11 protein-coding genes are annotated in these 12352 nt (G+C 57.2%); 6 read left to right on the plus strand and 5 right to left on the minus strand.

The window, feature by feature from the left end; translation table 11 throughout:
* Positions 1-77 precede the first annotated feature (77 nt).
* The gene (locus FQB27_RS05280) at positions 78-452 is read left to right on the plus strand and encodes a RidA family protein (RefSeq protein WP_169559790.1); all 375 of its coding nucleotides are present in this window, start codon (positions 78-80) and stop codon (positions 450-452) included.
* On the opposite strand, the gene FQB27_RS05285 is transcribed toward FQB27_RS05280, so the two are convergent.
* Positions 449-1171 (minus strand): HAD family hydrolase, encoded by a 723-nt coding sequence (locus FQB27_RS05285; protein WP_169559791.1) that lies wholly within the window; start codon positions 1169-1171, stop codon positions 449-451. The two genes, FQB27_RS05280 and FQB27_RS05285, sit on opposite strands and share 4 nt — an antisense overlap.
* A gap of 110 nt (positions 1172-1281) precedes the next feature.
* Between FQB27_RS05285 and FQB27_RS05290 the strand changes: the two genes are divergently transcribed.
* A complete protein-coding gene (locus FQB27_RS05290) occupies positions 1282-2160 on the plus strand; it encodes a DMT family transporter (protein WP_169559792.1) in 879 nt (292 codons plus the stop codon).
* On the opposite strand, the gene FQB27_RS05295 is transcribed toward FQB27_RS05290, so the two are convergent.
* The 4 genes from FQB27_RS05295 to FQB27_RS05310 form a co-directional block, all read right to left on the minus strand.
* A complete protein-coding gene (locus FQB27_RS05295) occupies positions 2157-2861 on the minus strand; it encodes a glutamine amidotransferase-related protein (RefSeq protein WP_169559793.1) in 705 nt (234 codons plus the stop codon). The two genes, FQB27_RS05290 and FQB27_RS05295, sit on opposite strands and share 4 nt — an antisense overlap.
* An 86-nt stretch (positions 2862-2947) precedes the next feature.
* Entirely contained in the window at positions 2948-5734 is a 2787-nt protein-coding gene (gene fdhF / locus FQB27_RS05300; RefSeq protein ID WP_169559794.1) for a formate dehydrogenase subunit alpha, read from the minus strand.
* The gene (locus FQB27_RS05305; RefSeq protein ID WP_169559795.1) at positions 5731-7440 is read right to left on the minus strand and encodes an NAD(P)H-dependent oxidoreductase subunit E; all 1710 of its coding nucleotides are present in this window, start codon (positions 7438-7440) and stop codon (positions 5731-5733) included. The genes fdhF and FQB27_RS05305 overlap by 4 nt, the downstream gene beginning before the upstream one ends.
* A gap of 29 nt (positions 7441-7469) precedes the next feature.
* Entirely contained in the window at positions 7470-7661 is a 192-nt protein-coding gene (locus FQB27_RS05310) for a DUF3553 domain-containing protein (RefSeq protein WP_169559796.1), read from the minus strand.
* A 141-nt stretch (positions 7662-7802) separates the two neighbouring features.
* On the opposite strand from FQB27_RS05310, the gene FQB27_RS05315 reads away from it, so the two are divergent.
* The 4 genes from FQB27_RS05315 to FQB27_RS05330 all read left to right on the plus strand — a co-directional run bounded on the left by FQB27_RS05315 (position 7803) and on the right by FQB27_RS05330 (position 12323).
* Complete coding sequence (locus tag FQB27_RS05315; RefSeq protein ID WP_169559797.1) at positions 7803-8414, plus strand: histidine phosphotransferase family protein; 612 nt, start codon at positions 7803-7805, stop codon at positions 8412-8414.
* A gap of 234 nt (positions 8415-8648) precedes the next feature.
* Positions 8649-11480 carry a hybrid sensor histidine kinase/response regulator gene (locus FQB27_RS05320; RefSeq protein WP_169559798.1) on the plus strand — a complete coding sequence of 944 codons (2832 nt, stop codon included), beginning with the start codon at positions 8649-8651 and terminating at the stop codon, positions 11478-11480.
* On the plus strand, positions 11477-11932 hold the full coding sequence (locus tag FQB27_RS05325; protein WP_169559799.1) for a chemotaxis protein CheW: 456 nt from the start codon (positions 11477-11479) through the stop codon (positions 11930-11932). Before FQB27_RS05320 ends, FQB27_RS05325 begins: the two co-directional genes overlap by 4 nt.
* A gap of 25 nt (positions 11933-11957) precedes the next feature.
* On the plus strand, positions 11958-12323 hold the full coding sequence (locus FQB27_RS05330; RefSeq protein WP_169559800.1) for a response regulator: 366 nt from the start codon (positions 11958-11960) through the stop codon (positions 12321-12323).
* Positions 12324-12352 lie beyond the last annotated feature (29 nt).

Genomic DNA, 12352 nt, shown 5'->3' on the forward strand with positions numbered 1-12352 from the left:
CGGGTATGGTTCAGGCTGTATCCGCCTTTTTTGTTTGGGGCTTTTGGGCGTTTGGCTTTTTGGGGCAGGAGGTTTGAATGGTACGGCATATTTCTTCCGGGTCGGCCTATGAGGCAGAGATCGGATACTCGCGCGCGGTTGTGGATGACCAGTATGTATTTGTGGCCGGGACAACCGGAACCGATTACCGCACCATGACAATCCCGGACGGGGTGGAGGCGCAGGTTCAGCTTTGCCTGCAGAATATTTCTGAAGCCCTGGAACAGGCAGGATCGTCCCTCGATCAGGTGGTGCGGGTGCGTTATATCCTGCCGGACCGGAATGATTTCAAGGCCTGCTGGCCCTATCTTGGAAAGGCCTTTGCCAAGGCCCGCCCCGCCGCCACCATGATTGAGGCGGGGCTGATGGACCCGGCCATGAAGATCGAGATCGAGGTGACGGCCCGCCGCTAGGCGTCATCCTCGCTCAGGGTTTCAAGCAGGGCCGGAAGATCGGTGATGCTGGTCAGTTCCAAAAAGCGGGTAAACCCTTCCGGCCTGTCGGCGTAATCCAGCTCCCACGTGCTGGTATGGGGGACATGGACGCCCCAGCCACCGGCCTCAAGAGCCGGAATGACATCAGATTTTAGGGAATTTCCCACCATCATGCTTTTCTTCGGGCCGTCGCCATATTGGTCGAAAATCCGTTGATAGACGCTGGTTTCCTTTTCGCTGACAATCTCGATGGCATCGAAATAGTCGCCAAGCCCTGATTGGGCCAGCTTGCGTTCCTGATCAAAAAGGTCGCCTTTTGTGATCAGGACAATGCGATAGTGTCCCGCCAGCTTGTCGAGCGTGTCACCAACACCGGGCAGGGTATTCACGGGATGGTCGTGCATCTCGCGCCCGGCTTTCAGGATTTCGCTCATCACATGGCTGGAGACATCCCCGCCCGTGACCTCAAGCGCGGTTTCCAGCATGGACAGGGTGAACCCCTTGATCCCATAGCCGTAATAGCTCAGGTTCTTGCGCTCTGTTTCCAGCAGGTTGCCGTAAATCTTGTCAGGACTGGAATGATCGGCCAGCAGATCGAAAAAACGTTGCTGGGTCAGCCGGAAGAACTGCTCGTTCTCCCACAGGGTGTCATCGGCATCAAAGGCGATCGTGGACAGGGTGTTATTCGTCTTTCTCATTGTCGCTTGTATACCATAATCGGGGCGCTTCGGCAGCGCTATTTCCTGCCGCCCGGAGGCGGGCACCACAATTTGTTTGCCTTCCTACAAAATTTGCCTCTTATAGGGGAATGACAACACAACCGAATGACAATCTGCGCGGCGCGTTCCTGATGGCCGCCTGCATGGCGGCCTTTGGGATCAATGACGCCCTGATGAAGCTGGCATCGTCCCATTTCAGCCTGTTTCAGGCCATGTTTATTCGTGCCATTTTCACCACCATTCTGCTGGGGGGAATTGCGTGGTACCAGAAGGCGCTGATTGTGACGGTGCCAAAGGGGGACCGGCTGCCCCTGTTCCTTCGGATCATGGCGGAACTTGCCGGCAGTTTCTGTTTCCTGACGGCCATCTTCAACATGCCGATTGCCAATGCCACGGCGATCCTGCAATCCATGCCGCTGGCGGTGACCCTTGCTGCGGCCCTGTTCCTTGGAGAACGTGTGGGGTGGCGGCGCTATATTGCGGTTTTTATCGGTTTTGCCGGGGTTATGATCATTGTCCGGCCCGGTTCCGCCGGGTTTAACGAGTTTTCCTTCTTTGCGCTAACGTCCGTTTTCTTTCTGGTGATCCGGGATTTGTCGACGCGAAAACTGTCGGCGGGCGTCCCCTCCATCTTTGTATCGCTGATGACGTCACTGGCGATCCTGCTGGCGACGGGGATCATCCTGCCCACGATTACGTGGCAGGAAGTAACCGGTGAAGGCTTTGCCATTTTGCTGGCCGCGGCCTGCTTTGTGCTGTTCGGTTATATTTCCAGTGTGATGGCCATGCGGGCCGGGGATATCGCCTTCATTTCGCCGTTCCGGTATACGATCCTGATCTGGTCCATATGCCTTGGCATGTTCATTTTTGGCGATATTCCCGACACATGGACCATTGTTGGAAGCACAATCGTCGTGGGGACGGGCCTGTATACCTTCTATCGGGAGCAGGTGGCCTCCAAACGTTAGGAGGAGGCCGTTTCCCTGGCGCCTTTCTTCAGGACGGCAGCAAGACGGTCTTTCAGGCGGTTTCTGTCCACCGGCTGTTCCAGCGTGGTCAGGGCATCATCCACCAGTTCTTCCGCGATCTTGCGGCCGCGACGGTCCTGCAGCAGGTCATGGGCAAACGCAGCGGAATGCTCCGGGTGAGGCTGCAGCGTGATGCAGGCGTCGGAATATTGCAGGCCAGCATAGCGGCAGAAATCGGAGGTCATGATCACGTCGGCCCCGGCCGGGCATTCGGTAACCTGATCCTGATGGAAGGCCAGAAGACGGGTTTCCTCGCCGGTTGTCGGATGCCGGTAGGCATGAACCCCGATGCCCCATCCGTTTGAATGTTTCTCGACCTTGCCGCCAAGGGCCTGTGCCATGATCTGGTGGCCGAAACAGATGCCGATGGTCGGCCGCTTTTCCGCGACAAGCTGGCGGACAAATTCCTCAAGCGGCGGAATCCAGTCGTGATCCTCGTAGGCGCCATGTTTGGAGCCGGTGATGATCCACGCATCGCATTGATCCGTACTGGTCGGGAATTCACCGTTCACAACGGAAAAATCTTCATAGACAAAAGGCTCGTCCGCAAACATTTCCTTGAACATGTCGGGGTATTCCCCATAGTCTGCGGCAAGCTGCCCGCCGACAATTCCGGTTTGAAGAATGCCAACTGTAATCATTGTAAGGTTTCCATGAAAATAAGCACTGCTGTACAAGGCGCGGGGCAGATGGTCCAGAAAGGGGCCGCCCCCGCATTCCGGCGCTACTATAGCGGGTCTGCGGGGGGCTGCAAGCTGTCTTGGGGAGTGGGGGCCTGATCCGGCGCGGCCTCGACCCTGACGGCACAGAATTTCACTTCGGCGATCTTGCCGAAGGGGTCCAGCGCATCATTGGTGAGCACATTGGCCGCGGCCTCGGCGTAGCAGAAGGGAATGAAGATCAGACCTGCCTGAACGCCGCCATCGGCACGGGCGCGGATTTTCAGGTGCCCCCGCCGCGATGACACCTTTACATAGTCGCCCGGTTGAATACCCAATTCCTCAATCATGGCGGGTGGCATATGCACAACAGGTTCCGGCTCCACCGCATCCAGAACGGCGGACCGCCGTGTCATGGAACCGGTATGCCAATGTTCCAGAAGACGGCCGGTTGTCAGGATGACGGGATATTCCCGGTCGGGGGTCTCGTCCGGGGATACAAGGCTGGCCGGGACAAACTGCCCGCGACCGGACGGGGTCGGAAAGGCATCGGTGAAAATGAGCGGCTGGCCCGGATCATCCGGGCTTTCACATGGATAGGTAACGGACCCTTCCCGGTCAAGCCGGTCCCATGACAGGCCCTTGATGCTGTCCATGACCTGCGTCAGTTCATCGAACACATCCCGGGGATGATCATATTGCCAGTCCAGGCCGAACCGCTTTGCCATTTGCTGGATAATCCACAAATCCTGCCGGGCCTCACCGGGCAGGGGAACCGCCGCCCGGCCCATCTGGACCTGACGGTTTGTATTGGTGACCGTTCCGTCCTTTTCCGGCCATGCGGAGGCCGGGAAGATCACATCCGCATAGGCCGCCGTCTCGGTCAGGAACAAGTCCTGCACCACCAGCATGTCCAGCATGGACAGGGCCTCGCGGGCATGGGTGACATTGGGGTCCGACATGGCCGGGTTTTCACCCATGATATACATGCCGCGAATGGTGCCGTGGTGAATGGCCTCGGTGATTTCCACAACAGTCAGGCCCTGATTGGGATCAATTTTCGCGCCCCAGAAGTCTTCAAACCGGCCCCGAATGACGGGGTCCTCGACAGACTGGTAATCGGGCAGGAACATGGGGATCAAGGCCACATCGGATGCACCCTGCACGTTGTTCTGCCCGCGAAGCGGATGCAGTCCTGTTCCGGGGCGCCCGACCTGACCGGTCATCAGGGACAGTGAAATCAGGCAGCGGGAGTTGTCCGTGCCATGGACATGTTGGCTGATCCCCATTCCCCAGAAAATGATGGCGGCCTTTGCTGTGGCGAACAGGTGGGCCACCTCGCGGATCTGTTCCGGCGCAATGCCGGTGCGTTCCTGCATGGCTTCGGGGCTGAAATCCTCAAGATGGGTTTTCAAGGCCTCGAAGTTTTCGGTGTGGTCCCGGATATAGGCCTCGTCGGTCAGTCCGTCCTTCACAATCACATGCATCATGGAGTTGAGAAGCGCCACGTCCGATCCGGGCTTTTCCTGCAGCATGTGAGTGGCGTATCGGGACAGGGCCTGCCCGCGGGGATCGATAATGATCAGTTTTGCCCCGCGTTTGACGGCATTCTTGAAATAGGTGGCCGCCACCGGATGGTTGACCCCGGGGTTGGAGCCGATCACGACAATAACGTCAGAATTCTCCACCTCGTTGAAGGGGGCGGAGACTGCGCCGGAGCCAACAGTTTCCAGCAGGGCCGCCACAGAGGAAGCGTGGCAAAGCCGGGTGCAATGATCCACGTTGTTTGTACCAAAGCCGGTTCGAACCAGTTTTTGAAACAGATAGGCTTCCTCGTTCGAGCCCTTGGCGGAGCCGAAACCGGCAAGCCCGGCGGGCCCCTTGTCCGCCTTGACCTTCAAAAGACCTTGTGCCGCCACGTCCAAGGCCTCTTCCCAGCTTGCCTCGCGGAAATGGGTCAAGGGGTTGGCAGGGTCAAGACCCTCAATATCGGCCTTGGCCACACCGGCCTTTCGGATCAGCGGTTTTGTCAGCCGTTCGGGATTGTGGATGTAATCGAAACCGAACCGCCCCTTGACGCAAAGGCGCCCCTGATTGGCAGGGCCGTCGCGCCCATCGGCAAACAGGATTTTGTCATCCCGAACCTTGAAGGTCAGTTGGCAGCCAACGCCGCAGAACGGGCAGACACTGTCCACATCCCGGTCGATCGCCGGGGCACCGACCACCGACTTTTCAAGCAGGGCGCCGGTGGGGCAGGCCTGCACACATTCGCCGCAGGCAACGCAGGTACTGTCGCCCATGGGATCGTCCAGATCGAACACAACCTTGGATGCTGCGCCCCGGCCCGCCATGCCGATAACGTCATTGACCTGAACGTCCCGGCAGGCCCGCACACACAGGTTGCAATTGATACAGGCATCCAGATTGACCGCCATGGCCGGGTGGCTCAGGTCTTCTGTGGGCAGGGGACGGGCGGGGAAGCGGCTTCCATCGATGCCGTTCAGGTCCGCCATTTTCCAGAAATGACTATCCGGGTCGTAACTGTCGTTGCGCTCCGGCTGATCGGCGGCCAGCAGTTCCACCACCATCTTTCGGGCTTTTTCGGCCCGTTCTGTTGCCGTATGGACGATCATGCCGTCGGTTGGCGTGCGAATGCAACTGGCGGCCAGCACCCGTTCGCCTTCAATATCCACCATGCAGGCGCGGCAATTGCCATCGGCCTTGTATCCGGGGCGGTCCGCATGACAGAGATGGGGGATCAGGGTTCCCTGTTCCTTCGCCACATCCCAGATGGATTGCCCTTCGCGGGCGCTGACGGTTTTGCCATCAAGGGTGAAGGAAATTGTTCTGGTCATTTCATTTCCTCCGGAAAATATTTGAACAGGGACAGCAGGCCGTTTGGCGCGGCCTGTCCCAACCCGCAGATGGAGGCGCTTTGCATTACATGGCTGAGTTCTTCCAGCAAGGGGCGATCCCATTGATCGTCCTGCATCAGCTTCACGGCTTTTTCCGTTCCGGCGCGGCATGGGGTACATTGACCGCAGCTTTCATCCTCGAAGAAGCGCATCAGGTTACGGGCCACGTCTTTCAGGTTGTCCTGATCGGACAGCACGATAACAGCGGCCGACCCGATAAAACAGCCATGCTTTTCCAGTGTGCCGAAATCAAGCGGGATATCCGCCATGCTGGCCGGAAGAAGGCCGCCTGATGCCCCGCCGGGAAGATAGGCCTTGAAGGCATGGCCCTCTTTCATGCCGCCGCCATATTCGTCAATCAATTCCCGGGCGGTAATCCCGGCCGGGGTTGTGTACACGCCGGGCTTGTTCACATGACCGGAAAGCGAGAAGGTGCGAAAGCCCTTGCTGCCATGGCGTCCATCGGACTTGTACCAATCGGCCCCCTTGGTCAGGATTTCCGGTAACCAGTACAGGGTTTCCACATTGTTGATCAGGGTGGGCTGGCCAAACAGTCCCACATGGGCCGGGAAGGGTGGTTTGTGGCGGGGCAGGGCGCGTTTGCCCTCAAGGCTTTCCAGCATGGCGCTTTCCTCGCCGCAGATATAGGCCCCAGCCCCCCGTCGCAGGTGAATGGGGCGTCCCCGGTTCAGTCCCAGAATTTGGATTTCGCCGATCGCCTGATGCAGCAGGGCCGCCGTATCGGGATATTCATCGCGGAGAAAAATAAAGATTTCCCGGGCGTCCACCAGTTCGGCGCCGATCAGCATGCCTTCCAGAAACTGGTAGGGGTTCCGGTTCATGAAATATCGGTCCTTGAAGGTTCCGGGTTCGCTTTCATCGGCGTTGACAGCCATATAGCGCGGACCGGGAACAGACAGGACAGAGGTGATTTTCATGGCATGGGGGAAGCCCGCCCCGCCAAGACCCCGGTGGCCGCTTTCCTTCAAGCTGTCGATGATGCCTTCTGCCGTCAGGGTTCCGTTTTGCAGGTCTTTCAGGATTTTGAAACCGCCCTTTGCCTTGTAATCGGCGCAGGAGGGATGGTCCGCAGGCGGCAGGGCCGGGTTGTCCCGGATCTGGTCCAGTGCGGCCAATGTGGAGGGGGCGGTGGCGGAGGGGACGTAATGATCACCGATGCGAACAACTGGCGCCTTCTGGCAGCGTCCCATGCAGGCACCATGGGTCACGGTGACATCGGCCCCGGCCTTGGCCAGAAGTTCTGCCTTCAGGGTCGCTGATCCGGCCATCTCGCAGCTCAGGCTGTCACAGACCTTGATTGTAAAAGCCGGCGGAGAGGGGCTGTCATCGGGAATGACGGAAAAGTTGTGATAGAAGGTGGCGACCTCGAAGACCTCGGCCATGGCCATGTTCATTTCGCTTGCGAGGGCGACCAGATGCCGATGGGACAGGGAACCGAAATGGTCCTGTACAAGATGAAGATGTTCAAGAAGCAGGTCGGCCCGCCTTGGACGATCCTGCAGAAGGGTCTGGATTTCCGTCAGGGATCGGGGATCGACCTGCCGCCCTTTCTTCTGGTATCTGGCTTTCCGGTTTCCGCGTCCCGGTGCCCTGATGGCCTTGTCGAATGACGTTTTCTGGGTCATGTTGCTCTCCACCTGACGAACGGGCCAGACTACCGGCTTTTCCGGAGCTCTTCCTCTGTGACAACGATCAGATCAACCTTGCTGGCGATAATCAGTTGTTTCCCGGCATGCTGAAAATTTACGGTGACCCGGTCAGCGACAGAGGATTGCACCTGACCAAGCCCCCAATCCGGTTCATCGGGGTGGCGGACAAACTGGCCGGGAGAAAAAAACGCTAACATGATTTGATCGCTCGTTTGATTGCTGCATACTTGGTAAAAAACAAACTGTTGCCATGACGGCTATACCTGTTCCAATCTCAATTTAACAGTTGGGTCAGAAATCTGGGGAAAAAAATGATTAATTTGAAACTTGCAGCATTGATGAGTTCCAAACTCTGCCATGATGTGATCGGTCCGGTCGGAGCCGTCAATAATGGTGTCGAGTTGCTGCAGGATGAAGGCAGTGCGGATATGCGGGATCAGGCCATCGACCTGGTCAGCCAGAGTGCGGGAGAGGCGGCTGCCCGGTTACAGTTTTTTCGTCTGGCATTTGGTCTTGCCGGGGGGCTGGGATCAGAGATTTCACTGCGGGATGCCCGCACTCTTAGCCGGGAATTCATGAAATATGGAAAGGCTGAATTTGACTGGCCGGAAGAGGCTGGCGGGGTAACAGCCCTGTCCAAGGATGCGATCAAGGTTGTGTGCAATCTTGTTGCCATCGGGGCCGGCGCGCTGCCACGCGGGGGCAAATTGTCCGTTTCGGGAACCGCAGATGATATCGGCTGGGCATTCGAGTTTCGGGCCAGTGGTCCACGTGCGGGACTGCGCGAGGAAGTAACCCGGACATTGCTGGAAGGATATAATGACGACGACCTGACCCCCCAGAATGTCGGTGCGCAATATCTGATGGCGCTTTGCGAGAATAACGGCTTCAAGGTTTCCATCAATGCGCTGGAAGAAGAATTGACTGTGTTGTCGGTTTCATCCTCCTGAACGCGAAAGAAAATCATTTCAGACGGGTAGGCGTCCAGCCCCTTTGTGAGGGGGCTGAAGGGCGCCCCTGTCCTGCTTTTTGTCCCGGGATATAAAAATTTACTAAACTTTATTTTTCCGATCTCTCGTTCAAGGGTGTAACCGCTTGTTAACCTCTTTGGCGCATCCTGTTCACAACTGGGAAAGTGAGTTCATGGTTTGTGAACCTGGCGTCGCGAAGAAGAGAGCAACGACATGGATGATTTGTTAAGCGAGTTTCTGACGGAAACTAACGAGAATATCGGGATTGTGGATGCCGCCCTTGTGGCGCTTGAGCAAAACCCGGACGATTACAGCCAAATCGACAATATCTTCAGACTTGTTCATACGATTAAGGGAACCTGCGGTTTTCTTGGTCTGCCAAGGCTTGAGGCTGTTGCTCATGCGGGAGAAAACGTTCTTGGCAAAATCCGGGACCGGGAACTGAAGGTCACGCCGGATGTTGTGACAATCATTCTGGAAGCCATGGACATCATCAAGGATGTTCTGGACGCGCTGGAGCAGACGGAACAGGAACCGGAAGGGGATGATTCCGACCTGATCGACCGCCTGAACGATGTGGCGTATGGAACGCAGTCGGCGGCCCCTGCGGCGCCCGCGACCCCGGAACCCCAGATGCCAGAAATTTCCAGCGGCGGTTCTGACGGCCCGGTCTCTCTTGAGGAACTGGAAGCTGCCTTCCAGGCCGCTGAAGGGCCGGATGACATGGTGGCAACGCCCGCCGTAACAGAAGCCGCCCCGGAACAGGAAGAAAGCGGGCTGCGCCCCGGTGAAGTGTCCCTTGAGGAACTGGAAGCCGCGTTTCAGGCTGCGCCCGGCCCGGACGATATTGCCGAAGAAGCCGCCGCGCCCGCCCCGGCCGTGCCTGAGGTCGTCGCCGCAAAACCGGCAGAGCCTGCCGCGAGTGGTGGCAAAGCCGCACAGGGTGAGGCCGGGCACAAGGAAAGCAGCCTTGCCAACCAGAGCATTCGCGTAAATGTGGAGCTTCTGGAAAACCTCATGACCATGGTCAGTGAGCTTGTCCTGACCCGCAACCAGCTTTTGCAGATGGTTCGCGGTATGGACGACAATGAATTTACGGTTCCGCTACAGCGTCTCAGTCATGTGACAACGGAATTGCAGGAAGGGTTGATGAAAACCCGGATGCAGCCGATTGGAAACGCGTGGTCCAAACTGCCGCGGATCGTTCGCGATCTCAGCCATGAACTGCACAAGAAAATCGATCTTGTGATGCATGGCGCGGAAACGGAACTGGACCGTCAGGTTCTGGAACTGATCAAGGATCCGCTGACCCATATGGTTCGGAACTCTGCCGACCACGGTCTTGAAATGCCGGAAGACCGGCTGGCTGCGGGCAAGCGGGAAACCGGCCGGATCATTCTGGACGCCTATCACGAGGGCGGTCACATCATCATCACCATTACCGATGACGGACGTGGCCTGAATGTTGACCGGATCAAGAAGAAGGTTATCGAGAACGGCCTCGCCAACGAAGCCGAACTTGAAAACATGAATCCGCAACAGATTCAGAACTTCATCATGCGCCCCGGTTTCTCAACAGCAGAGAAAGTCACCAACGTGTCCGGCCGTGGGGTCGGCATGGATGTGGTGCGCTCCAACATCGAGAAAATCGGCGGCACGATCGAACTGAAATCGGAAGAAGGCAAAGGCTCCACCTTTACCATCAAGATTCCGCTGACCCTCGCCATTGTTTCCGCCCTGATTGTTGAATGCTGCGAAGAGCGTTTCGCCATTCCGCAGATCAGTGTTGTTGAACTGGTCCGGGCCTCCACCGACGGGCGTGCGGACAACAAGATCGAGATGATCAATGACTCGCCGGTCCTGCGTCTTCGCGACCGCCTGTTGCCGCTGGTTCACCTGAACGAGATTCTGAAGCTGGAAACCTCTGCTGATGAAGTGGCCGAGCAAAGCGACGTCAAGGGGTCCGAGGACTTTATCATTGTGACACAGGTTGGCGCCTATACCTTTGGTATTGTCGTGGATCGGGTGTTCGATACGGAAGAAATCGTTGTGAAACCGGTTGCGCCGATCCTGCGGGACCTGTCCATCTTCTCAGGGAATACCATTCTGGGTGACGGCAGCGTCATCATGATCCTGGATCCGAATGGCATTGCCGCCAAATCAGGGGAAGCCGTTGTGGGGGATCATACCGTCGAGGAAGAAACCCAGCGTGAATCCGGTGATAGCGACAGTGTCGCCCTGCTGATTTGCCGTGCCGGTGGTGTCGAGCCCAAGGCCGTTCCGCTGTCTCTGGTCGCCCGCCTTGAAGAGGTGGATGTGGATACCATCGAAACCACAAACGGTCAGATGGTGGTTCAGTATCGCGGCAAGATCATGCCGCTGGCCACGGTCAATGACCGCTGCAAGATCATCGAGAAGGGACGTCAGCCCATCCTGGTCTTCAGTGAAAATGACCGGACCATGGGTCTTGTAGTGGATGAAATCGTCGATATCGTCGATGATCGTCTGAATGTGGAAATGGCCTCCAATATCGAGGGAATGATCGGGAGTGCGGTTATCCGGGGTAAGGCCACCGACATCATCGATGTGGGGTATTACCTGCAGAAATGCTTCGGTGACTGGTTCGGCAGCGGTGAAGCGGGCGGGTATGGCAGTGGCCGTTCCCAGCAGCGCGTCCTGCTGGTCGATGACAGCCCGTTCTTCCAGAACATGCTGGTCCCGCTTCTGTCCGTTGCCGGATATGAGGTATCCACGGCCGAGAACCCCCTGAAGGCGCTGGAACTGCGCGAAAGAGGGGAAAGCTTTGACGTGATTATCAGCGACATCGAGATGCCGGGCATGGACGGGTTCCAGTTCGCCGAGGAAGTCCTGAAGGACGAGCGATGGAGCGACACACCGATTGTGGCCCTGTCTTCCCATACAACCCCCCAGGATTTCGATCGGGGACGCAAGGTCGGTTTCTCTGACTATGTTGCCAAGTTCGATCGGGATGCCCTGATGAATACCCTGTCTCAAACACTGCGGTCTGGTGGAGGTGTGAAATGAGCGACAATGACGTTCAGGAATATGTAACAGTAACGATTGCCGGCCAGATGTTCGGGATTCCGGTTCTTCAGGTCCATGATGTTCTGGGCAGCCTGAAGCTGACAAATATTCCGCTGGCCCCGCCGGAAGTGGCAGGGGCGCTGAACCTGCGCGGGCGGATTGTCACCTGTATCGATGTGCGCAAGCGTCTGGGACTGCCCCCGGCTGATGACAATGACAGTGGCATGAGCGTTGTGGTGGAGCATCACGGCGAGCCGTACAGCCTGCTGATCGACTCTGTCGGGGAGGTCCTGAGCCTGACCGCAGACAAGTTGGAGCAGAACCCGGGAACCATGGACCAGAGGTGGCGCGAAGTATCTTCCGGCATCTATCGGACCGAGAATGAGCTTCTTGTCATTCTGCAGATTGAGCGACTGCTTGATTTTGCTGTTAGTTCGACAGCCGCCGCGTAATCACAACACAGGTTGAGAAAGAACCATGACCTCTTGTCTGATCGTAGATGATTCCAAAGTTGTGCGGATGGTCGCACGGCGCATTCTGGAAGATTTGAAATTTGAAATTCTGGAAGCTGCAGACGGGAAGGAAGCAATGGACGTGTGTTTGAAAGGCATGCCCGATGTGATCCTTCTGGATTGGAACATGCCCGTAATGAGCGGGATCGATTTCCTTCGGACATTGCGCAGCACCGAGGGCGGGGATATCCCGAAAGTCGTTTTCTGTACCACGGAAAACGATATGGCGCATATTCGCGAGGCCATGACCGCCGGCGCGAACGAGTATATTATGAAGCCTTTTGACCGTGCGATTATTGAAGCAAAATTCTCTCAGGTTGAGGTGCTTTAGTGTTGATGTCTGGCACTTCCAATGTCAAA

Origin of the sequence: Sneathiella chinensis (assembly GCF_012720115.1) — a bacterium.
GTDB lineage: Bacteria > Pseudomonadota > Alphaproteobacteria > Sneathiellales > Sneathiellaceae > Sneathiella > Sneathiella chinensis.